This is a genomic window from Paenibacillus beijingensis, from assembly GCF_000961095.1.
In the GTDB taxonomy this organism is placed as follows: domain Bacteria; phylum Bacillota; class Bacilli; order Paenibacillales; family Paenibacillaceae; genus Paenibacillus_O; species Paenibacillus_O beijingensis.
The window spans coordinates 4,261,532-4,283,628 of record NZ_CP011058.1; the positions used below are offsets into that span (position 1 = coordinate 4,261,532).

A 22,097-nucleotide genomic window follows, 5' to 3' on the forward strand; every position below is an offset into this window, starting at 1 on the left:
CGTCGTCACCGCAGAAAGGCCGCTGCTGCAGCGGTCTTTGTTTTTTTGTGCCGGCAAACGATCTGTTGTAGAATAGACAGGATGAGTATGTATTTATGGTGGGGGGACTTATATTTTGAAATGGCATGAGCTGAAGATCTCGACGACAGAGGAAGCGATCGAGATGATTTCGAACTTTTTGCACGAGATGGGAGCGGGCGGCGTCTCCATAGAAGAGTCGGGAACGCTGAACAGGCAGCGGGACACGTCGTACGGCCAATGGTATGAAACCCCGCTTAACGATATCCCGGAGGGACAAGCCGTCATCTGCGGTTATTTTGCCGAAGGCACCGATATCGGGCAGCTGACGGATGAGCTGAAGCCCCGCATCGAGCAGCTGCGCGAGTACGATATCGATCCCGGCAGCTATGAAATGACAGCGCGGATTGTAGACGAGGAAGATTGGGCGAACGCCTGGAAGCAATATTTCAAGCCGATCCGCGTCACCGACAAGCTGACGATTAAACCGACCTGGGAAGTTTATACGCCTCAGGAAGGCGAAGCGATTATCGAGCTCGACCCCGGCATGGCGTTCGGCACGGGCACGCATCCGACAACGGCGCTTTGCCTGCGTACGCTCGAATCGGTCGTGCGCGAAGGGGACGAAGTGATCGACGTCGGCACGGGCTCCGGCATATTGGCGATCGGCGCCTGCCGCCTCGGCGCATCCGGCGTGCTGGCCGTCGACCTTGATCCGGTGGCGGTGTCCAGCGCGACCGAGAATGTGCGGCTGAACGGGCTGCAGGATCGGGTTGAAGTGCGGCTGAGCGATTTGCTCGGCGTGCTGCGCGCGGATACGGCGGATGAGGCTGCAGGGAAACCGGCCGGAGAAGCGGTGCAGCGTCCTTTTAACGTTACGGTGCCTGTCGATGTCGTCGTGGCGAACATTTTGGCCGAAATTATTTTGCTGTTTATCGACGACGTGTACGAGGCGCTGAAGCCGGGAGGCTTCTATATCGCTTCGGGCATTTATATGAACAAGGAAGAGGACGTCGAAGCGGCCCTTCTTGCCGCCGGGTTCGAAATTGTGGACCGCAGAAGGGAAGAAAACTGGGTGGCGTTCGTGGCCGGCAAGCCGAAGAGGGAGGCATAAGAGGTGGAAAATTTCCTTGCGTTCCCGCTTCAGCATTTGCCGTTTATTGCGCTGGTACTCATTATCGCGTTCACGGTGCATGAATTTGCACATGCTTACAGCGCGTACAAGTTCGGTGATATGACCGCCTACAATGAAGGCCGGGTGACGCTTAACCCGCGCGTTCATTTGGATGTGCTCGGTACGATTCTTATTCTGCTCGCCGGATTCGGCTGGGCGAAGCCGGTGCCCGTCAATCCGTCCCGCTTCAAATATCCGCGGGCGATGGGCATCGTCGTCTCCTTGCTTGGTCCGGTCAGCAATTTGCTGCTTGCGGTCATCGGTCTGCTCATCTTCCATCTGCTAGATAACAGCGGCGTGTTGATCGATGCTTCCCGCGGTGTGCAAATGGCGGTCCAAACGTTTATGAGTTATTTCATTTACCTTAATATGCTGCTGTTCCTGTTCAATCTGATTCCGCTGCCGCCGCTGGACGGCTACCGTATCCTTGCGGATCTATTGCCGCTTAGGGCAAGGTACAAGATCGAGCAGTATGCACAATGGGGGTCGTACATTTTCCTGCTGCTCGTGTTTATCCCGCCGCTGCGGCAGGTAACGCTTGATCCGTATTTATCGCTGATCCCGCAGATCATCGAGTTTTTTAGTTCGCTTATCGGAACGATTTTTTAAGTTAGGGCTTTGTTTTCTTTTTCTGCTGAAATGAAAAAACCGCTCCTGCGGCAGATGGATGAAAAAGGCTTTCCATCGTGCCCGGGAGCGGTTTTTTGCTCATGCGGTCAAACGGTTTAAGCGCCGGCAGCCTCGCGCAATTTTTTCTCTTCCGTTTTCCGGCGGCTTGCTTGAGATATTTTCAGCGAAGCGGCGGCTGTTCCTGCCGCAACGGTGACGGCTGCGGCGGCAATCCAGCTGATGGACGTCAGCGAAGCCTGTTGCACGACGATCCCCCCGAGGGCCGCGCCGGAGGCCATCGCAAACTGCACAACCGACATGTTCAAGCTGAGCAGGATGCCGGAAGCCTCGGGAGCGAGCGTAATGAGATTGTAATTGACGGTCGGACCCGACGACCAGGCCGAGAACGCCCACAGCATGAGCAGCGGGAATACGACAGCCGGAGATTGTGCCGCCAGCGACAGCAGCACAAGCGTCGCCGCATGCAGCAGCATGCCGCCGGTCAGCGTCCATGAAGCGCCCCATTTGTCGGTACTGTACCCGCCCAATTGGGAACCGATCAGGCTGGCAATGCCGAATGCGAACAGCGCCGCGCTTACCGTTTGTTCACTCATACCGGTAACGGTGAGCAGGAAAGGCGAAATGTACGTATAGGCGATCGAATAACCGCCGATCCAAAAGAAGCTGACGAGCAGGGCGACGACGATTTTCGGATCCTTCAGCAGCGCCAGCTGCTTGAGCAGCGGCACCGGTTCCTCACCCTTCGTGTGCGGAATCGTCAGTGCGATCGCGAGCATGGCGAGCAGTCCCAATGCGCCGATGGCTCCGAAGACCGTCGTCCAATTAAAGGCGGAAGCGATGACCCTGCCGAGCGGAACCCCGATAATCAGGGAGAAGCTGAAGCCCATTACAAGCGTTGCGATGGCGCTCGCCTGCTTGCCTTGCGGAGCCAAATTGGACGCGATCGTTAATGACGTCACAACGAATACGCCGGCGCCAAGAGCCATAATAATTCGGGATGCGACTACAAATCCGAAGCCCGGCAGCGCAAACGCGATTGCGTTCCCAATGATGAACAAGCCAAGTGAGTAGAGCAGCAGCTTGCGCCGCTCCATACGGGCCGACGCGGCCATCAGGACGGGTGTCCCGAAGCCGTAAGCGAGCGAGAAAACGGTAATGAGCTGTCCGGCAGCGGATACCGAAATCCCGATATCGTCCGCAACCTTATCCAAAATGCCTGCAATAATAAACTCCGACGTTCCGACGAGAAAACTGACCGCGGCAAGCATGTAAATTTTCCACATGTTCGACTTCATTGTGATACTCCTTTCTCTCCACTCATTATTTTTATATTTCTAAAAGTATAGAAATAGAAATCAAAAGCGATCCCGCATACACGGCGATTACAGGTATACGGCGTTTGCATGCATATGGATATTACATGGTATACGGCTAATCCAGCAAATACGGCGCATACTTCCGGGCAACCTCGCGGTTCACGCTGAAAAAGACGTACGTTCCGTCCTTGCGCTGCTCCAGCAGGCCGCAATCCGTTAGCTGCTTCAAATGATGAGACAGCGTCGAGCCGGCGATCGATTCGAGCTTGCTCTTGATATCGGTGCAGCACAAATTTCGTTCCTCGGTCAGCAACAGCGCGATTTTCAGCCGGGTCGGTTCCCCGAGTGCTTTGTATACTTTGACCGCTTGTTTTAATCCCGCTTGGTCCGTAACGTGTTCGAGCATCAGTTCCTCACCCTTGCCGCAATTATTATTTCGATAAATGTAGAATTAAAGATAGCATACCTTCCCGCGAAAGTAAACACGCAATCCAAAAATTAGGCGGTCATAATCGGTTCAGCTTATTTAAGCAGGGAAGGATTTGCCTCAAGCGGTGCCGATCATCAGAGCCGGCCCTGTGCCGGAACTTGTTTTGCCGCGCGCTTGCGGGCTCCGAAGAAAATGCCGAGACAAATGAGCAAAGCGCCGGCCGCGATATTCGCAGTCAATTGTTCATGGAGCTGCAGCCACCCGAAAAAGAGACCGAGGATCGGAACCGTCATCAGCGTCATGGAAGCGGTAGAGGCTTCAATTCTTCCGAGCACCCAAAACCAGGCGACAAAGGTAACGGAGGTTGAGAAAATGCCGTTAAACAACAGCGATGAGACGGAAGGCAGCGTCCACTGGACATTGCTCCAAGGCTCTGCAGCCGCAGAAATGACAAGCAGCATAACGCCTCCCAGTAACAGCTGCCAGCACGTCATCTTCATGATGTCGTAATTCGAAAACTTCAATTTGCTGAAAATATTGGCGCAGCCCCAGCTTAAGGCCGACAGCAAAATGAGGATTTGCCCCATGAATGCTTGATCGAACGCGAACCGGTGCAGCTGCGGCCCCAATATGAACAGGAGACCCGCGAACCCGAAGGCAAGTCCGATTCCTTTCGTGGCCGTCAGTTTTTCTTTCAAAAAGAAGTGGGCGAGCACCGTCACGAAAATCGGCATCGTATAGACGAGCACCGACGTTTGGCCGGAATTGACAAAGCGCATGCCGTACATTAAGAGCCCCGAATAACCGAGCGACATCAGTACGCTCATCGTGCCGATCGGGATCCAGTCCCGCCTGGCGGGCAGGAGCGGCTTTTTAAGCGCCAATTGAAGAAGGAGCAGCGGAACCGCTCCGATAAGAAAGCGAAGCGCCGCAAACAGGAAGGGCGGGATATATTCCAGCCCGATTTTCATTGTAACCCATGTATAGCCCCAAATGAGCGTCACCAATATGATCGATCCCCAAACTTTTGCCATTGTCATGCGCTCCTTCTGTGCATCGTTATTTGTTATGCGTTTTCTTGATTGTACAATCTGAATACCATCATGTAAAATGAAAACAAAAGATATTTAACATCATATTTTGTGATAGATGAGGAGCTCGAACATGTTATGGAAAGCGGAGAGCTGAAAGTGTTTCAGGCCGTTGCGCGCGAGGGGAGCGTTACGCAAGCCGCCTGTCGCCTCGGATATGTTCAGTCGAATGTGACCGCCCGAATCCAGCAGCTGGAGCTTGAGCTGGGAAAGCCGCTCTTTCACCGCAGCAAACGCGGCATGACGTTGACGGCAGCCGGCCAAAGCTTACTGAAATATGCCGATAAAATCCTGTTTTTGCTGGACGCCGCCCTGAGCGAGATGATGAACGACGATATTCCGAGCGGTCTCATTAAACTCGGCTCGATTGAAACGGCTGCCGCCGTCCATTTGCCGCCGCTGATGCTGGATTACCGCAAGCAGTATCCGGATGTGAAGCTTTCCTTATTTAGCGCCTATTCAACCGAACTGATACAGAAGGTGATCCGCCACGAGCTGGACGGCGCTTTTGTGAGCAGTCCGGTCCAGCATCCCGAGCTCGAGCAGCTGCCCGTTTTTCACGAGGAAATCGTGCTCGTCTCCGAGCCCGGTGAGGAGGAGCTGGCGGAAGTTCTGATAAGGCCGCTGTTGTTTTTCGGAGCCGGCTGCCATCATCTCGAGCGGTTGGAAAGCTGGCTGAAGGAGGAACGGAGAACGGTTCCCGAAATTATGCAGTTCGGTTCGTTGGAAGCGATCATAGGCGGGGTGGCCGCTGGTCTCGGAATTTCCGTTTTGCCGCGGTCGACGATCCGGAAGCGGGAGGAGGAAGGGGCGCTGCGCGTCATTGAAATTCCCGACAAATACCGCTTTGCAACCGTTCATTTTATATACCGGCGCGATCATTTTTTCACCTGCGCCTTTCGGAAGTTTGTCGAGCAGCTCGGTATCCGGGCGGGTCAGCCGGATCAGAGCGCTTCTTAGGCCGGAGCCATGTGCTTCTGCCGGAACAATGCGTTTTGAGCTCCGATCGAAGCGCCTCCTGAATGTCGTGCGGACACCGTGCGCCTATTTTCCGTCATGGCCCGGGTGCGGACGGGGCGGCCGGAAGCTGAGAAAGCCGTCATTACACCGCTTTCGGAGCGCTCATATCGGGTTTGGCGTGGATTTTAACGTCCAAAACGTGTATGATGAATGTTGAACTTTAACGAATTAGGGAATCAAAAGAGGGAAGACAAACCGATGCAGCGATATTTTGTGCCCCGGGAGCAATTTTTCGATACGGAGGTCGTCCTCTCCGGGGAGGACGCCCGCCATGCGGCCCGCGTCATGCGGATGAAGCCGGGCGATGAAATGATCGTCAGCGACGGCGCGGGACGGGAAGCGCGCGTGAGCGTCACGGAGATCGGTTCCGCGGGCGGCGAGGTCAGAGCGGACATTGTCGAGCTTTTGCCGGCGGACCGCGAGCCGAAGTGGCAGGTCACGATCGCGCAGGCGCTGCCCAAAGGCGATAAGATGGAGCTCGTCATCCAGAAAGGGACGGAAATCGGCGCTTTCGCGTTTGTTCCGTTCCAGTCGGAGCGGATGATCGTCCAGTACGACGCCCGCAAGGAAGCGAAGCGGATCGAGCGGTGGCAGCGGATTGCGAAAGAGGCGGCCGAACAGTCGCACCGCAGCCGCGTGCCGCTCGTCGCGGACGTTTATTCGTGGCGGGAGCTGATTGCGCTTGCCGGCGAATACGATTTGACGTTGTTTTGTTATGAGAAGGAAGGTTCGGCCGGAGCCGGAATCCGCAGCGCGCTTCAGGCAGCCGCCGACCGCTCGGCCTTTCCAACAGACGACGCAGTCAAAGTGCTGCTGATCGTCGGACCCGAAGGCGGGTTTACGGAAAAAGAGGCGGCGGAGGCGGAAGCGGCGGGCGCAACGGTCGTCGGTCTCGGCAAACGAATCTTGCGCGCGGAAACGGCGGGGCTGGTCGGCCTCGCATGCATCATGTACGAATCCGGAGAAATGGGAGGAGATTGATAAAGATGCCATCGGTCGCATTTTACACCTTGGGCTGCAAAGTCAACTTTTACGATACCGAAGCCATCTGGCAGCTGTTCAAAAACGAAGGCTACGAGCAGGTTGACTTCGAGACGAAGACGGCGGACGTTTACCTGATCAACACATGTACGGTCACCAATACCGGCGACAAGAAGAGCCGTCAAATTATACGGCGGGCGATCCGCCGCAATCCCGATGCCGTCATTGCGGTTACGGGCTGCTATGCGCAGACGTCCCCGGCGGAAATTATGGCGATTGAGGGCGTAGATCTCGTCATCGGCACACAGGACCGCGACAAGCTGATGGACTACATCGGCCAAATTCGGCGGGACCGCCAGCCGGTGAACGCGGTGCGCAACATTATGAAGACGCGGGAGTTCGAGGAATTGGACGTGCCGGACTTTGCCGACCGCACCCGCGCATTTCTGAAAATCCAGGAAGGATGCAACAACTTCTGCACCTTCTGCATTATTCCGTGGTCGCGCGGCCTTTCGCGCAGCCGCGATCCGAAGAGCGTCGTCGAGCAGGCGAAGCAGCTTGTGGCCGCCGGCTACAAGGAGATCGTGCTGACGGGCATCCATACGGGCGGGTACGGCGACGACCTGGAAAACTACCGCTTATCCGACCTGCTTTGGGATTTGGACAAAGTGGAGGGGCTGGAGCGCATCCGCATCAGCTCGATCGAGGCGAGCCAGATCGACGATAAGATGATCGACGTGCTGAACCGCTCTTCCAAAATGTGCCGTCATCTGCACATTCCGCTTCAGGCCGGCGAAGATTCCGTGCTGAAACGGATGCGCCGCAAATATACGACCGAGGAATTTGCCGCGAAGGTGCGGGAGCTGAAAAAGGCGATGCCCGGCGTTGCGATCACGACCGACGTCATCGTCGGATTCCCGGGCGAAACCGAGGAGCAGTTCGAAGCGGGCTACCGGTTCATGAAGGAGCTTGGCTTCTCCGAAATGCACGTATTTCCTTACTCGAAACGGACCGGCACGCCGGCTGCCCGGATGGACGATCAGGTGGACGAAGAAGTGAAGAACGAACGCGTTCACAAGCTGATCGATTTGTCCGAAAGCATGCAGCTGGAATACGGCCGCAGCTACGTCGGCCAAGTGCTTGATGTCATTCCCGAACGCGATTACAAGGGAGCGCCGGGAACGGGCCTGCTGATGGGTTATTCGGATAACTACATTCAGGTCGTCTTCGAAGGCTCGGAGTCACTGATCGGTCAGCTGTGCCGCGTGCACATTACCGAAGCGGGCGTTAACGAATGCCGCGGCCGGCTCGTGCGCGTGCTGGAAGGAAGCGGAGCCTCGGCGGCTTCTGCGGTATAGCGCAGGATATTGCCGCCGGGGATTCGGTTCTGTCCCCAGCATGCCGTGAAGTGCCGGCCGCTTGCAAACAAAGCGGCGAAACTGACGAGGGTTCCGAATCCCGGCGCAACTGGCCGGAAGCGGAATCCTTGTTGTATATTGAAAAGAGGAACGGATTGGAAGGATTGCAGGGGGAGGAAGAGAGAGTATGAAGGAAATTTCAGCAGGCGGTGTCGTTTTTCGGCGAACGCCGGACAAAGGACTGCAAATTCAGCTGATCCAGGACCGTTACGGCAAAGTTTCACTGCCCAAGGGCAAGATGGAGCCGGGGGAGACGGTCGAGCAGACGGCGCTGCGCGAAATTGCCGAGGAAACCGGCATGCAGGGCATCATTATCGAGCCGATCGACCAGATTAAATATACGTATCGCCACGAGCAAAAAGGGATGGTCGATAAGGAAGTCCATTATTACCTGGTCGAAGCGACCGGCGGATCGCTGCAGGCGCAGGTGGAAGAAATCCGCGGCGTCGACTGGTTTGCCCCCGAAGAAGCGTGGCGCCGCCAGCGGCAGTCCGGTTACGACAATAACGACCGGATTGTAGCGGGCGCGCTCAAGCTGCTCGGCGTTGAAGTGAAGGGCAGCTGAAGCTTCATTTGCTGAACGCGCGAGCCTTTCTTCCCGGCCGTCCTAGCCTGTCCGAAGACGGAACATCCGGGGGAAATAGCAGAGCGGCAGGGCGAGCAGGGAGCTAATAATATTAAATAGGGTCTGGGCATGGGCGATTTGGCCCGCCGGAGCCGAAGTGAACCAGGCGGCCGCTGCGGCGAGCTCGCGGGTAAACGGCGCGAACAGAAGCGCCCCTCCGATATTAAGTCCGACGTGGAACAGTGCCACGTATCGGCCGGCCTGCGTGCCGCCGATGGATGCGATGACGGCGGTAACGCATGTGCCGACGTTCGCGCCCAGCACGACGGCGACGCCAAGCTCCGTCGGCATCGCGCCGATGGCGCACAATCCCATCACCATGCCGATAACGGCCGCGCTGCTGTGAACAAGCGCGGTAAGCACCGTTCCTGCGGTCAGTCCCCACAGGATGCTTTCGCCGGAGCGCCCGATAAACCAGCCGAACAGCGGACTTGCCTGCACGGCGGGACCGATGCTCTGCATGACGGACATGCCGGTCAGCAGCAGGGCAAAGCCGCCGAGCACAAGCGAGAAGCTGCGCAGCGGATGCAGGCGGCGGTGGGCAACCGGCCGGCGCAGCAGCTCCATCTCTCCAAGCAGCGCGGTGATCAGCCACAGCCCGAGAGATACCATGAGCAGCGGCAGCGCCAGCTTGTTCAAATTGAGGCCGATCAGCTCCGTCGTCAGGCAAGTGCCGATATTGGTGCCGAGCACAATGCCGAGCGTCCGGGGAAACGTGAGCAAACCGGCGTTCACCATGCCGATCGCAATGACGGTGACGGCGGTGCTGCTCTGCAGGAAAGCGCTGGTGGCCGTCCCGACGGCAAGCCCGTGCAGCGGCGTGGCCGTGAAACGGTGCAGCAGCCTGGACAGGTAAGGGCCCGCCGAACGGTGCAGCGCCATCTCCATCAGCTTCATGCCGATCATAAAGACGGCAAAGCCGATCAGCATTGGGGCAATGGTGCCAAAGATCATGTTTCTAGCTCCTTTGCTCGAAATGAACGCGAGGCGTCCGTACTGATAAATATGCGGACGAGGGGACAGGCATGACAAGCAACAGGAGGTTGTCTCATAAGTGTACACATGAATGAGCAAGCCCAAATATGATGAAAAGACCTCCGATTCCGTAGTTGGCAAAGCGGAGTCAGAGGCCCTTCCACGCAAACCTGCAATTGTGCAGGAATTATCGGCCAAAATCGCATGTCGAGAGGGAAAGCCTGCAATTGCACAGGCTTACCGGGCTTATATTGCCTGAACATGCGATTAGGCCGGCGAAAAAATGTATTGTTGCAGGAATTGTCACGCAATCGATAAATAAAAAGAAAAAAGATGTAAAATCGCATGCTTTTTCACCAATCACCCCTCGGTGCAGAGTGATTGCAGCATTTGAACGGCGGTACAGCTTCGCATTAGGCGTCAGCCTGGCGAAATCGCAAAAAAAGCCCAGGCAAGCTGGCAACTGGCCGTATGAAGAAGCTCGGGGTCGCTGGATTTGTCCGGCGGGTCAGGGTGCTGACGTTGTAAGCGAAAACAATTCCAAAACCGACAGCGGATATGCAGTGCAACTGCGTGTGTGCCGAAGCCCGAATTGCAAAGACTGCCCGGCACTGAAGGCCAGTTGTATCCCCTTATCGCCGGTCGGCGGAAGGAAGCGGACAAGACGGAAAGCAGACAGTACGGGAAGCAGACAGTACGGGGAAACAGCCCATATTGTTGAATAATCGCCGGGTCCGCACCATTAATAACCGAAATCGAAACGCGCGCGGGTAGGCGGAAAGCGCCGAATGCCGAACGGTCAGCAGGGCGCAGTGCTTGCCGGCAGCGGCGCGGGAAGGAATGTGTAAAGTTGGAAAGAGCGAAAGTCATCTTGCAGCGCAGCCGCAAAAAAAGACTGGAACAGGGCCATCCCTGGATTTACGCGAATGAGATCGAGCGGATGGAAGGCGAGGCGGCTGCGGGCGATCTGGTCGATATATTGGCGGCAAACGGCCGTTATTTGGCGACGGGTTATTGGAATCCGGCATCGCAAATTACGGTCAGAGTCGTTTCCCGCAAGCCGGTCGACGCGCTGGACAGCGTTTTTTTTGCGGAAAAATTTAGAGACTGTCAGCAGCACCGCCGGCGGTTCGTGGAAGATAAGGACTGCCGTCTTGTTTACGGTGAAGCGGATTATGTGCCGGGGCTCATCGTCGACCGGTTCGGCGAAATTCTCGTTGTGCAAATATTGACGCTGGGACTGGACGTCCGCCGCGATGAAATCGTGAAAGCGCTGGTGGACGTGTTTGCGCCGCGGGGCATATACGAGCGCAGCGACGTCGGCGTACGCAAGCTGGAAGGGCTGGAGGAGACGACCGGCGTGCTGTATGGGGAATGCCCGCGCATCGTCGAAATCGTCGAAAACGGGCTGCGTATGGAGGTCGACCTCGTGGAAGGCCAGAAAACCGGCTATTTCTACGACCAGAGGGAAAACCGCGCCTCGATCGCTCCGCTGATGACCGGATGGGGCTCGCTCAGCGGCATCCGGCTCGAGCGGCGTGCCGCGTCGGAGCTGCCGGAAGGAGCGGCGGCGCTCCAAGGCCGCGGGGAAGCCGGTACGACGGAGGCCGAGGCGGCTGGCGATTCGGTTCTTGTGCCCGTGAACGCCAACGGAAAAATCGTCACGTTCCCGTATTGGGACGGCGCGACCGTGCTCGAATGCTTCGCCCATACGGGCAGCTTCACGCTGCATGCGTGCAAGTACGGGGCAAAGAAGGTGACATGTCTTGATATTTCCGAGCATGCGATTGAGACCGCGCGGCGCAATGTGGCGCGCAATGGCTTTGAAGGCCGTGTCGAATTCGTCGTCAGCGACGCCTTCGATTATTTGCGCGCCCAGGTGAAAGGGCTCGAGGAGCGCTCGCTGCGCGCAGCCGGCGGCAAAGGGGCCGACACCTCGAAGCCGCTTGGCGCTGCGGGGCGGACGTGGGACGTCGTCGTGCTCGACCCGCCCGCTTTTGCCAAAACGAAAAACGCCGTCGCCGGCGCCTGCAGAGGATACAAAGACATAAATTTGCACGGCATGAAGCTGGTAAACGAGGGCGGATATTTGGTAACCGCGAGCTGCTCGTACCATATGAAGCCGGAGCTGTTTCTGGAAACGATCCGTGAGGCGGCGGCCGATGCCGGCAAGCTGCTGCGGCTTGTGGAATGGCGCGCCGCGGGCAAAGATCATCCGCAGCTGCTCGGCGTTCCGGAAGGGAACTACTTGAAATTTGCCGTGTTTGAAGTGAGAAGCATGTAATTAATCGGTGGACCCGCTTGGCCGGATGTACGGTTTTGCGGGTCTATTTTTTTCGTCCAATAATATCGTTTCGGAGGATTCGCTCATGGAACACGATAACCGGATCAAATCGGAGCAAGGTCTGTGCATGCTGGAACAAGTGCGGCTTATTTGCGGATCGCTGCCGGAAACGGAGGAAATCATCGACGGTTTCGGGCATACAACCTTTAAAGTGAAAGGCAAATCGTTTATCATCATGGGCGAAAATGAAGACGGGCCCGGCTTGTCGTTCAAGTCGGACCGCGAAAATCAGGAATTTCTGCTGCTGCAGGGCCGGTTCGTCAAAACGCCGTACATCGGTCATCACGGGTGGGTGTCAACCCGAAAAGACGTGCCGTTCGATTGGGCTGAGCTCGGCGAGCTGCTCAAAGAAGCGTATTTGCGGGCCGCGCCCAAACGGCTGGTGAAAGAGCTGCGACCGGAAGCAGATTTCGATCGATAATACCTGCACAGTCGCAGGTTTAGCGAGAAAAGGACCACCGACTCCGCTGAAGCCAGCGAAAAAGGAGGTCCTCTTGTGTCTTATTTAGGACTAGCTCATTCGTGTGATTACTTATGGACACCCTCGTTTTTCGATTACCGGACATTCGGGCTTATGATGCATTGAAAAACTTTACTTCTCCTTCTCTTCCGCGACCTCCACGCATTGAATAAGCGCGGCCCAGTCCAGCTCGCCCCACCCGCGTGCGATGCCTTCGCGGAAATGGCCTCGGACAAGCTTCCCGAGCGGCAGCGGCGCGGTTACGGCTTCCGCCGCGGAAAGCGCCAGCTCCACATCCTTCAGTCCGAGCTTCAGCTTGAAGCCGGCGGGATCGAAGCTGCGCCCGGTCATCAAGCCGCCGTAATTGCGGTAAACCGGCGACTGAAACAACGAATTGGCCACATCCATGAACGTTTCCGGCGCGATGCCGTATTTGCCGGTCATCACCTGCGCTTCCGATAATGCTTCCAGCATGGATGCGAGCAAAAAGTTGTTGGCCAGCTTCATCACATTCGCGAGCGGGCCTTTGTCGCCGATGACGAATATTTCTTTGCCGACTGCCTCGAAGAAGGGCATCGCTTGCGCTCTGGCGTCCTCCGGTCCCGCGACAAGCATCTTAAGCGCGCCGGCCTCGGCGGCATCCGGACGTCCCAGGACGGGGGCGGCAATGTAATGCTGTCCCGCCTTGGCATGGGCTTCCATCAGCTTGCGGGAGCAGTCGGGACTAATCGTGCTCGAGGAAATATGAATGCCGCCCGGTTTCAGCCCCTCCAGGACGCCGCCCTCGCCGAGCGCCGTTTGTTCGGCGGCCGCGTCGTCGGCGACCATCGTCAGCACGATATCGCTGCCGCGGGCGGCATCGGCCGGCGTTTCCGCAAGCCGCGCCCCCTGTTTAAGAAGCGGCTCCGCTCTGGACGCCGTTCGGTTATATACCTTCACTTCAAAGCCCGCCTTCAGCAGATTGCTTGCCATCGGCAGCCCCATGTTCCCAAGTCCTACTACAGCTGCTTTCATCCTGCATCCCTCCGTTCCCGGCCGTCGTCGGCCGTTTTTTTTACCTTTGCGTTCTCTTTAGAAAGTGCGTCTTGCTGTGGGAAACTATCGATTCTTAAAGTCTACCATCTTTAGGAACGATGGTTCCAGTGCATGGAAAAACCCGCAACAACAAAAGAACCGTCGAAGTTCTGTGCTGATGAGGCGGAGAAAGTTGCGCGTCCTGAGACAAATGCTGGCTGCGCTGAGAAATATAGCACTCTTGCGGCGTCCGGCAACGAATGATATGGTATAAGAACATATGTTCAATATTGGCGGTTTTATTGAATGGATGGAACCGGGGCAATGAAAAGCAAGCGGCAATGAAGGAGTGGGGCGAATTGAAATTTATACATACGGCGGACTGGCATCTCGGCAAGCTGGTGCAGGGGGTCTATATGACCGAGGATCAGCGTCATGTTCTCAATCAGCTGGCGGCGGCGGTGGCGGAAGAGAAGCCCGATGCGGTTGTCATTGCGGGCGACCTGTACGACCGCGCGATACCGCCCGTTGAGGCGGTCGAGCTGCTGAACGAGCTGCTGGAGAAGATCGTCGTGGAGCTCGAAACGCCGGTGCTGGCGATATCGGGCAATCACGACAGTCCGGACCGGCTCCAGTTCGGCGCCAAAATGATGGAGAGGCGCGGTCTCCATCTCGCCGGGCAGCTGAAAGCGGACATGCGGCCCGCGGTACTGCGGGATGCGTACGGAGAGGTGCATTTTCACCTTGTGCCTTACGCGGACCCCGCGATGGTGCGCTATACGTTCGGGGATGAGGATATCCGCACCCACGACGACGCCATGAAGGCGGTGACGGCTAAAATTGCAGCTGGCATGGACCCGAAGGCGCGTCACGTGCTGGTCGGACATGCGTTCGTGACGCCGGGCGGCCTGCCGCAGGCGAACACGAGCGAGTCGGAGCGTCCGCTGTCGGTCGGCGGAGCGGAACATGTGCATGCGGAATATTTCAAGCCGTTTCATTATACGGCGCTCGGCCATTTGCACCAGGCGCATTACGTGGCGCAGGAGACGGTCCGCTACGCCGGCTCGCCGCTGAAATATTCCATTTCCGAGGAGAATCACCGCAAAGGCTATTTGATCGTGGAGCTGGACCAGGACGGCAGGGCGGCAGTGGAAAAGAGAGAATTTGTGCCTCTGCGCGATATGCGCCGTATCTCGGCTTCGATCGAAGAGCTGGAGAGCCATTCCCCTTGCAACGATTACGTCTTTGTGACGCTGCTCAACGACAACCCCGTCCTGTTTCCGATGGAAAAAGTAAGGGCGGTTTATCCGAACGCGCTGCATGTGGAGCGGCGTATGACGATGCGCGCCCAGGGCGGCGATAAGGATGCGGCAGAGGCAGAGGCGCAAAGCCGCTCCCAGACGGACCCGGTATCTTTGTTCGCGTCGTTTTACCGGGAAGTGAACGGAGCGGATCTGTCCGAAGGGAAGACGAAGCTGTTCGCGGAAGTTTATACGGAGCTCCTGCGTACGGAAGGAGGAGCCGTATGAAGCCGCTATCGCTGACGATGACCGCTTTCGGGCCTTACCGCGACGCGGAGAAGGTCGATTTCGGGCTGCTGCGGGATTCGCGGCTGTTCGTCATCACGGGCAGCACGGGCGCGGGCAAGACGACGATTTTTGACGCGATCTGCTTTGCGCTGTACGGATCCGCCAGCGGAGAAGACCGTTCGGAAACGCGGATGCTGCGCAGCCATTTTGCCGACGACGAGACGCACACGTCCGTTGAGTTCGAATTTTCGGTAGGGGTGCGCTCCTACCGCGTATTCCGCCAGCTCGCCCACCGCAAAGGGACGAACAAAAGCGAGACCGGCGGCAAGGCCGAGCTGTACGAGACGACTAGCGGCGAACCGGTTCCGTGCGTCGACCGGTTTGCGGTGTCGGACGTCAACGCCAAGCTGGAGCGGATCGTCGGGCTGACCCGGGAGCAGTTCAGCCAAATTGTGATGCTGCCGCAGGGCGAGTTTCGCAAGCTGCTCACGTCCGATACGGAGAACAAGGAGGATATTTTGCGGCGGCTGTTCCAGACGGGACTGTTCCGCAAGCTGGAGGAGCGGTTTCACCGCAAGCACCGGGAGATGACGGACGCCGTCAAAGAAAGCCGCGCCAAAGTCGAATTTCATCTGCAGCAGGCGGAGGAAAGCTTGCCGCTCCGGGAGGAGAGCGCGCTTGCCGCCGCGCTCGGGCAGGAACACCGGAGCGCGCTGCAGGTGATGGAAGGGCTTGCCGCCGAAGCGGCTTATTACCGGGAAGTTTCGGGGATTGCGGAGGCGCGCAAGACGAGGCTTGCGGCGGAGGTCGAGTCCCGGCAGCTGCGCGTTCACGAGGCGGCTGTGCTGAACGGGCGGCTCGACGAGCTTGACGGCAAGCGGCGGCAGCTTGCCCGGCTTGCCGAGCGCAAGAGCGAGCTGGAAGCGCTGGAGCGGCGGCTCGCGCTTGCGGAGCAGGCGTCGCGGCTGCAGCCGTACGAGGAGCAGGCCGATAAGGCGGCCGCGGAAGCCCGGATGTGCCGCGTCCGGCACGAGGAGAAGCGGCTTGCCGCCGAGGCGGCCGCGAAGACGCTTGCGCAGGCGGAGCAGGCTTACCGCGCCGAGGAAGCGCGCGAGCCGCAGCGCCGGGAAGCCGGCCGCGAGCTGGAGCGGCTCGGCGGCCTGCTGCCGCTCGTGGAGACGCTGGGCGAGCGGCAGGCGGAGCTGGAGCGGCTCGGCGCGCAGCAGCGGCAGCTCGAGGCGCAGCTGCAGGCGCGCGACGAGGAGCTGGGGCGGCTGCGGGAGGTGCTGCGCGCCGGCAGCGAAGCGGCCGCCAAGCTGGAGGCGGAAGCGGCTGCTCTGCCGGAGAAGCTGGAGCTGCGCTCGGCGATGGGCGAGAAGTACAGGCTGCTGAAGGAATTGACCGAGCTGAAGAAACGATTGGACGGTTTTGTAGAGCTGTCCGGCGCAAGGGAAGGGGCGGCGCGTCTCATCCGCGCGGAGATGGACCGCATGGAGGCGCTCTGGATCGAAGGCCAGGCGGCGTCGCTTGCCGCCCATCTGCATGAGGGCGAGCCGTGCCCGGTTTGCGGCAGCGTGCAGCATCCGGGCAAAGCGAAATCGGGCGGAGCGGTGCCGTCGCGGGAAGAGCTGCAGCAGGCGAAGGAGCGGCTGCGCCACGCGGAACGCGAGCTGGAGGAGGCGAAGGCGCAGGCGGCCGCGTCCCGCGAGGGCTGGGAAAGCGGTATCGCCGTTATGGACCGGTACGGCATTGTGCCGGATGGGCTGGAGCGGCAGCTTTCCCTTCTGGAGCATGAAGGCAAGCAGCTGCGCGCGGAGATCGACCGCTTGAAGGCACAGGGCGAAGAGCTGAGCCGGCTGCGCGCGGAGAGAAAGACACTGGAGGAGCGGGCGGAACGGACCGGGGCCGAGAAGGAACGGCTGCTCGGCCTGCGCCAGCAGCATGCGGTGGAGCTGGCGGCGAAGAAGTCGCTGCTGGACAAGGAGCTGGAGCAGATTCCGGATGGGCTGCGCTCGCCCGCTGTTGTGCGAAGCCGCTTGCAGGAACAGCAGCGGCTGTCGCAGTCGCTGGAGGCCGCCTGGAAGGAAGCCGGCGAGCGGCTGCAGCGGGCGCGGACGGCGGAGGCGGAGGAGCGGGCGAGTGCCGCGCAGCTGCTCGCCCGGCTCGGAGAAGCGGAGGAAAGCGCGCTTCAGGCCGCCGAGCGGTTTGCATCCGAGCTCGCGGCTGCCGGGTTCGGCGGCAATCAGTCTTATAAGGAAGCGAAGCTGTCCGAGCGGGAGCGCCAGGCCGGCCGGGAGAGTATCGAGGCGTACCGGACAGAGGCAGCAGCGCTGGCACAGGCCGTTCGGGAATTGGAACGGGAGCTGGCCGGCAAGCAGCGGATCGATGTGGAGCTGCTCAGCGCGGAGCTCGCCGCAACGAAGCGCGAGCTGGAGGAGACCGATGCCGCCCTCCGGACCGCCGCGCTGCTTGCGGGCAGCGCCGAGCGTCTCGGCGCCGCGATCGCGGACGCCCGCAAGCGCTGCGCGGAGCTGGAGTCCGGGCTTGAGGAGGTCGCCGATTTGTACGCGATGCTGAAAGGCGACAATCCGCTCAAAATTTCGTTCGAGCGGTACATCCTGATCGAATTTTTGGAGCAGATTTTGCATGCTGCCAATGAAAGGCTGCGCGATCTTTCAAACGGGCAGTTCGTGCTGGAACGCAGCGGCCGCCTGGAAACAAGAGGCAAGCAGAGCGGCCTCGGTTTGGACGTCTACGACGCGTATACGGGACAAAACCGGGACGTGAAGACGCTGTCCGGCGGCGAGAAATTCAATGCGTCGCTTGCGCTCGCGCTCGGCATGACGGACGTCATCCAGGCGCATCAGGGCGGCATTTCCATCGAAATGATGTTTATCGACGAAGGCTTCGGGTCGCTGGACGAGGAATCGCTGAACAAGGCGATTCTTACGCTGATCGATCTGCAGCGCGCCGGCCGGATGATCGGCGTCATCTCCCACGTGCAGGAGCTGAAACAGGCGTTTCCGGCCGTACTGGAAGTGAAGAAGACGAAGGAAGGCCACAGCCGGACGGCGATTTATTTGAAATAACGGCGGTAAAATCGGTGAGCTTGATCTAATATCAGTTGAACTAAAAAACCGATACTATTACGGGTTGTTCTTGGCTCCTAACGGAAGCAGTGGACGTTATTCAGCTCATTTCGTTCGATTTGAAATTCTAACGGAAGTATCGGACCTTATTTCTGTTTTTCTGTCTGAAAAGATACCATTCTAAATCGATTAAAAGCTGTGAATTCCGTTAGATATCCAAATGGGCTCATTCATGCAAAATAAGAGCACGGAGTTCCGTTAGATCATCGGAAGGTTTTTTGGAGCGATCTACTAGTCAGTTTCTTTGGTTCAACTGATAAAGATTGGAATTGATTAACCCAGCTCAATTAGCAGATAGGAATCATAGCTTTCGGCTAATTATTCGCTAGAATGAATTCCGGGTTATAACGCGGCTTGGGAGGGAGGTGCCCCATGGGACTGAGGTTTGTGCTTGGACGGGCGGGAAGCGGCCGGACGCGCCTTTGTCTGGACGAAATACGGAAGAGGCTGGTCCGGGAGCCGCTGGGCGCGCCGCTTGTGATGCTCGTGCCGGAGCAGGCGACATTCCAGAACGAATATGCACTGCTCGGCAGCGGCGACGTGAACGGCACGATGCGCGCGCAGGTGCTCAGCTTCCGCAGGCTCGCTTACCGGGTTATGCAGGAAACGGGCGGGGCGGCGCTGGTGCCGATCGGCGACAACGGCAAAAACATGCTGCTGTACAAAATTGTGCAGCGGCTCGGCACCCGTCTGAAGCTGTTCCGCAGCGGCGGGGAGCAGAGCGGTTTTTTCGGCAAGCTGGGAGAGCTGCTGACGGAATGGAAACGGTACGGCATCGACGCGTCGGCGCTGCAGCAAGGTACCTGGGATGAGAGCGGGGGCGGCGAAACGCTGCTGGCGCGCAAGCTGCACGACCTGCAGCTTATTTGCGGCGAGCTCGAGCAGGAGCTGTCAGGGCAATACATGGACGAAGGTGACGACCTGATTTATTTGGCGGAAGGATATTCGAGCGCATCTTCGATGCGGGGAGCGGAGTTTTGGGTCGACGGCTTCAGCGGCCTTACGCCCCGCGAGCTTAACGTTCTGGGCAGTCTGCTGCTCCACTCCGCGAATGTGACGGTGACGCTTTGTCTGGACAGGCCGTATGCGCAAGGCGAGCAGCCTCATGAGCTGGACCTGTTTCATCCGGCCGCCGAAACGTATATTAAGCTGCGCGAGCTTGCGGAATCTCTCTTTGTTACGGTGGAGGAACCGGTTATGCTGCCGGTCGATCCGCCTGCTAGATTCCGCAATAATCCGGTGCTGGCGCACCTGGAAAAGCATTTCGGCGGCCGGGTTCCGATGCTGCGTCGGCCGGAAGGGGAACCGGACGCAGGAATTGCCCTGAACGCGGCCGCAAGCCGCCGCGCGGAGGTGGAGGCGGCCGCCCGCGACATGGTGCGGCTTGCCCGCGACAAAGGGCTGCGCTGGCGCGAGATGGCCGTTATGGTACGCAGCGCCGGGGATTACGAAGAAACGGTGAAAAACGTATTCGCCGATTACCGTATCCCGTATTTTATCGATTCCAAGAGCGACACGCTCCACCATCCGCTCGTCGAGCTGATCCGCTCCGCGCTGGAAACGGTTCTGTACGGTTGGCGCTATGAGGCGGTGTTCCGCTGCATCAAGACGGAAATGCTGTTTCCCGAAGACAGACGAATGGACAGGGAGCGCTTCGACCGTCTTGAAAATTATGTGCTTGCCGCCGGGATCGACGGCTGGCGCTGGGAAGACGCCAAGAGCTGGCAGCCGCTCGTCCGGGGCGGTCTCGAAGACGAGCCGAACGAAGCAAGCGGCGCGGAGAAGCTGCTGTTTGAAGAAGCGATGAAGGCGCGGGAGGCGATCGTGCCGCCGCTAAGCCGGTTTGGACGGGCGCTCAAAAAAGCTCCCGACGTGCGCGCTATGTGCGAAAGCCTGTACCGTTTCCTCGACCAAGCCGGCGCGCCGGACAGGCTGGAGCGCTGGGCCCGCGCCGACGCGGAAGCGGGCCGTACGCGGCAGGCAAGGGCGCACCGGCAGCTGTGGGACGCCGTCATGAATATGCTGGACCAGCTGGTGGAGCTGATGGGAGACGAAGAGGTGGCCCCGGAGCTGTTCGCGGGAATGATCGATACGGGGGTGGAAAGCTTGAAGCTGTCGGCTGTTCCGCCTTCGCTCGATCAGGTGCTCGTCGGCAGTATCGACCGCACCCGCGCTTATCGGGTGAAGGCCTGTTATGTGCTCGGTGCGAACGACGGCATTTTGCCGATGCGGGCGCAGGAGGACGGGGTCTTGACGGAGAAGGAGCGGGAGCAGCTTGCGGAGCGCGGATTGACGATGGCTCCCGGCGCGCGCAGAAGGCTTTTGGACGAGCGTTTCTTGATATATAACACGCTGCTTGCGCCGTCTCACCGGTTATGGATCGGGTACCCGCTTGCGGACGATGAAGGAAAGAGTCTTTACCCTTCGGAATATGTGCGGCATCTGAAGCAGCTGTTTCCGTGGCTGAAGGAGCAGGCCGCCGCCCCCGAGCCGCAGCCGGATATGGACGGGGAGGAGCAGCTTTCTTACTTGTCGATTCCGCCGCGCGCGCTTTCCTATTTGCTCTCGCAGCTGCGCGCATGGCGGCAGGGAACCGAAATAAAAGCGCTGTGGTGGGATGTGTACAACTGGTTTGCGCAGCGGCCGCATTGGCAGCCCAAGCTGCAGCTGCTGACGGCATCGCTCGATTACGTCAACCAGGAGCCGCAGCTGACCGTGGCGACCGCCCGCCAGTTGTACGGCGAGCGGCTGACGGCCAGCGTGTCGCGCATGGAGCGGTTCGTTTCCTGCCCGTTTCAGCATTTTGCCATTCACGGCCTTAGGCTGAAGGAACGGAAGCTGTTCCGGCTGGCCGCTCCCGATATGGGGCAGCTGTTTCATGCCGCTCTAAGCAAGGTGGCGCAAAATCTGGGCGAGAAGTGGGGCGATACGCCCCCTGAAAACATACGGGCCGCCGCTTCGCAGGCGGTCGATGAACTGACGCCGCGGCTGCAGTCGCAAATTTTGCACAGCAGCGCGCGCTACCGCTATATTGCGCGCAAGCTTAATGAAATCGTCGGCCAGGCGGCCGTGATATTGGGCGAACATGCGCAGCGGGCGCAGTTCAAGCCGGTCGGCCTCGAAGTGGGCTTCGGTCCGGACGGCCCGCTTCCGGCGCTTGCCGTGCCGCTTCCCCGCGGAGGCGGCATGGACATTGTCGGCCGGATCGACCGGGTGGATGCGGCGCAGACGGACAAAGGGCTGCTGCTGCGGGTGCTCGATTACAAGTCGAGCGCGACGGGGCTGCGGCTGGAGGAAGTGTCGCACGGACTGTCGCTGCAGATGCTGGCGTACCTCGATGTGCTGCTGACGCACGCGCCGGCCTGGCTCGGCCAGGAAGCGCATCCGGCGGGCGTGCTTTATTTTCATATGCATAACCCGCTTCTGTCGTCAGTCAACGGGATGACGCCCGAAGAAGCGGAGAAGACGATGCTGAAAAAATTCAAAATGCGCGGCCTGCTGCTTGACGACTCGAGTACGGTACGCATGATGGACGGGCGATTGGAAAGCGGCCATTCGGAGCTGCTGCCGGTTGCGATCAAGAAGGACGGAGCGTTCCAAAGCGGCTCCTCCGTCGCCTCGGGCGAGCAGTGGGACGTCCTGCGGCGCTCCGTCCGCCGGAAAATCGGCGAGATCGGCCAGTCGATCGGCGACGGCGTCATTTCGATCGCGCCTTACCGGTTAGGCAACAAGACGCCTTGCCAGTTTTGCGATTATAAAGCGGTGTGCCAATTCGATCCGCTGGCCGAGGGCAATGAATACGTCAAGCTTGCGAAGCCGGGCAAGGATGAGACGTGGCGGAAGCTGCTCGAGCTCGCCGGAGATGCTTCGGGTTCGCACGAGGCTGACCGGCCCGGATAACCGCCGCCCGGTATTTTTGTCAA

Annotated in this window: 16 protein-coding genes; 11 read left to right on the forward strand and 5 right to left on the reverse strand. The window is 58.9% G+C overall.

The window, feature by feature from the left end:
• Nucleotides 1-163 precede the first annotated feature (163 nt).
• Nucleotides 164-1,132 (forward strand): 50S ribosomal protein L11 methyltransferase, encoded by a 969-nt coding sequence (gene prmA, locus VN24_RS19215; protein WP_420798634.1) that lies wholly within the window; start codon nucleotides 164-166, stop codon nucleotides 1,130-1,132.
• A gap of 3 nt (nucleotides 1,133-1,135) precedes the next feature.
• On the forward strand, nucleotides 1,136-1,801 hold the full coding sequence (locus VN24_RS19220; RefSeq protein WP_045671734.1) for a site-2 protease family protein: 666 nt from the start codon (nucleotides 1,136-1,138) through the stop codon (nucleotides 1,799-1,801).
• 116 nt (nucleotides 1,802-1,917) lie between these two features.
• Here the strand turns inward: VN24_RS19220 and VN24_RS19225 are convergent, their stop codons facing one another.
• The 3 genes from VN24_RS19225 to VN24_RS19235 all read right to left on the reverse strand — a co-directional run bounded on the left by VN24_RS19225 (nucleotide 1,918) and on the right by VN24_RS19235 (nucleotide 4,602).
• Complete coding sequence (locus VN24_RS19225) at nucleotides 1,918-3,117, reverse strand: MFS transporter (protein ID WP_045671735.1); 1,200 nt, start codon at nucleotides 3,115-3,117, stop codon at nucleotides 1,918-1,920.
• Nucleotides 3,118-3,253: 136 nt separating this feature from the next.
• Nucleotides 3,254-3,544 carry an ArsR/SmtB family transcription factor gene (locus tag VN24_RS19230; protein WP_045671736.1) on the reverse strand — a complete coding sequence of 97 codons (291 nt, stop codon included), beginning with the start codon at nucleotides 3,542-3,544 and terminating at the stop codon, nucleotides 3,254-3,256.
• 158 nt (nucleotides 3,545-3,702) lie between these two features.
• Nucleotides 3,703-4,602, reverse strand: coding sequence for a DMT family transporter (locus VN24_RS19235; RefSeq protein ID WP_045671737.1), 900 nt, complete (start codon nucleotides 4,600-4,602; stop codon nucleotides 3,703-3,705).
• A gap of 135 nt (nucleotides 4,603-4,737) precedes the next feature.
• On the opposite strand from VN24_RS19235, the gene VN24_RS19240 reads away from it, so the two are divergent.
• The 4 genes from VN24_RS19240 to VN24_RS19255 all read left to right on the forward strand — a co-directional run bounded on the left by VN24_RS19240 (nucleotide 4,738) and on the right by VN24_RS19255 (nucleotide 8,643).
• Complete coding sequence (locus VN24_RS19240; RefSeq protein WP_045671738.1) at nucleotides 4,738-5,619, forward strand: LysR family transcriptional regulator; 882 nt, start codon at nucleotides 4,738-4,740, stop codon at nucleotides 5,617-5,619.
• A 258-nt stretch (nucleotides 5,620-5,877) separates the two neighbouring features.
• Nucleotides 5,878-6,660 (forward strand): 16S rRNA (uracil(1498)-N(3))-methyltransferase, encoded by a 783-nt coding sequence (locus VN24_RS19245; RefSeq protein ID WP_045671739.1) that lies wholly within the window; start codon nucleotides 5,878-5,880, stop codon nucleotides 6,658-6,660.
• 5 nt (nucleotides 6,661-6,665) lie between these two features.
• Nucleotides 6,666-8,018: a tRNA (N(6)-L-threonylcarbamoyladenosine(37)-C(2))-methylthiotransferase MtaB gene (mtaB, locus tag VN24_RS19250; RefSeq protein WP_045671740.1), complete on the forward strand. Its 1,353-nt coding sequence runs from the start codon at nucleotides 6,666-6,668 to the stop codon at nucleotides 8,016-8,018.
• Between the two features lie 187 nt (nucleotides 8,019-8,205).
• Nucleotides 8,206-8,643: an NUDIX hydrolase gene (locus VN24_RS19255; protein WP_045671741.1), complete on the forward strand. Its 438-nt coding sequence runs from the start codon at nucleotides 8,206-8,208 to the stop codon at nucleotides 8,641-8,643.
• A gap of 42 nt (nucleotides 8,644-8,685) precedes the next feature.
• Here VN24_RS19255 and VN24_RS19260 read toward each other — a convergent pair whose 3' ends face one another.
• The gene (locus VN24_RS19260; RefSeq protein WP_045671742.1) at nucleotides 8,686-9,657 is read right to left on the reverse strand and encodes a Na/Pi cotransporter family protein; all 972 of its coding nucleotides are present in this window, start codon (nucleotides 9,655-9,657) and stop codon (nucleotides 8,686-8,688) included.
• 871 nt (nucleotides 9,658-10,528) lie between these two features.
• Here VN24_RS19260 and VN24_RS19265 point away from each other — a divergent pair.
• A complete protein-coding gene (locus tag VN24_RS19265; RefSeq protein ID WP_045671743.1) occupies nucleotides 10,529-11,962 on the forward strand; it encodes a class I SAM-dependent rRNA methyltransferase in 1,434 nt (477 codons plus the stop codon).
• 85 nt (nucleotides 11,963-12,047) lie between these two features.
• The gene (locus tag VN24_RS19270) at nucleotides 12,048-12,443 is read left to right on the forward strand and encodes an MmcQ/YjbR family DNA-binding protein (protein ID WP_045673473.1); all 396 of its coding nucleotides are present in this window, start codon (nucleotides 12,048-12,050) and stop codon (nucleotides 12,441-12,443) included.
• A 171-nt stretch (nucleotides 12,444-12,614) separates the two neighbouring features.
• Here the strand turns inward: VN24_RS19270 and VN24_RS19275 are convergent, their stop codons facing one another.
• On the reverse strand, nucleotides 12,615-13,496 hold the full coding sequence (locus VN24_RS19275) for an NAD(P)-dependent oxidoreductase (RefSeq protein ID WP_045671744.1): 882 nt from the start codon (nucleotides 13,494-13,496) through the stop codon (nucleotides 12,615-12,617).
• A gap of 359 nt (nucleotides 13,497-13,855) precedes the next feature.
• Here VN24_RS19275 and VN24_RS19280 point away from each other — a divergent pair, with 359 nt between their 5' ends.
• From VN24_RS19280 to addB, 3 genes are all read left to right on the forward strand, one after another.
• Nucleotides 13,856-15,025, forward strand: coding sequence for an exonuclease SbcCD subunit D (locus VN24_RS19280; protein ID WP_045673474.1), 1,170 nt, complete (start codon nucleotides 13,856-13,858; stop codon nucleotides 15,023-15,025).
• Nucleotides 15,022-18,114 carry an AAA family ATPase gene (locus VN24_RS19285; protein WP_045671745.1) on the forward strand — a complete coding sequence of 1,031 codons (3,093 nt, stop codon included), beginning with the start codon at nucleotides 15,022-15,024 and terminating at the stop codon, nucleotides 18,112-18,114. The genes VN24_RS19280 and VN24_RS19285 overlap by 4 nt, the downstream gene beginning before the upstream one ends.
• Nucleotides 18,115-18,546: 432 nt before the next feature.
• Nucleotides 18,547-22,074 (forward strand): helicase-exonuclease AddAB subunit AddB, encoded by a 3,528-nt coding sequence (gene addB / locus VN24_RS19290; RefSeq protein ID WP_045671746.1) that lies wholly within the window; start codon nucleotides 18,547-18,549, stop codon nucleotides 22,072-22,074.
• Nucleotides 22,075-22,097: the final 23 nt, after the last annotated feature.

Coding starts and splice junctions, on each gene's coding strand:
- prmA (WP_420798634.1), top strand. CDS start 164: ATGATTTCGAACTTTTTGCACGAGATGGGAGCGGGCGGCGTCTCCATA.
- VN24_RS19225 (WP_045671735.1), bottom strand. CDS start 3,117: ATGAAGTCGAACATGTGGAAAATTTACATGCTTGCCGCGGTCAGTTTT.
- VN24_RS19230 (WP_045671736.1), bottom strand. CDS start 3,544: ATGCTCGAACACGTTACGGACCAAGCGGGATTAAAACAAGCGGTCAAA.
- VN24_RS19235 (WP_045671737.1), bottom strand. CDS start 4,602: ATGGCAAAAGTTTGGGGATCGATCATATTGGTGACGCTCATTTGGGGC.
- VN24_RS19240 (WP_045671738.1), top strand. CDS start 4,738: ATGGAAAGCGGAGAGCTGAAAGTGTTTCAGGCCGTTGCGCGCGAGGGG.
- VN24_RS19245 (WP_045671739.1), top strand. CDS start 5,878: ATGCAGCGATATTTTGTGCCCCGGGAGCAATTTTTCGATACGGAGGTC.
- mtaB (WP_045671740.1), top strand. CDS start 6,666: ATGCCATCGGTCGCATTTTACACCTTGGGCTGCAAAGTCAACTTTTAC.
- VN24_RS19255 (WP_045671741.1), top strand. CDS start 8,206: ATGAAGGAAATTTCAGCAGGCGGTGTCGTTTTTCGGCGAACGCCGGAC.
- VN24_RS19260 (WP_045671742.1), bottom strand. CDS start 9,657: ATGATCTTTGGCACCATTGCCCCAATGCTGATCGGCTTTGCCGTCTTT.
- VN24_RS19270 (WP_045673473.1), top strand. CDS start 12,048: ATGGAACACGATAACCGGATCAAATCGGAGCAAGGTCTGTGCATGCTG.
- VN24_RS19275 (WP_045671744.1), bottom strand. CDS start 13,496: ATGAAAGCAGCTGTAGTAGGACTTGGGAACATGGGGCTGCCGATGGCA.
- VN24_RS19285 (WP_045671745.1), top strand. CDS start 15,022: ATGAAGCCGCTATCGCTGACGATGACCGCTTTCGGGCCTTACCGCGAC.
- addB (WP_045671746.1), top strand. CDS start 18,547: ATGGGACTGAGGTTTGTGCTTGGACGGGCGGGAAGCGGCCGGACGCGC.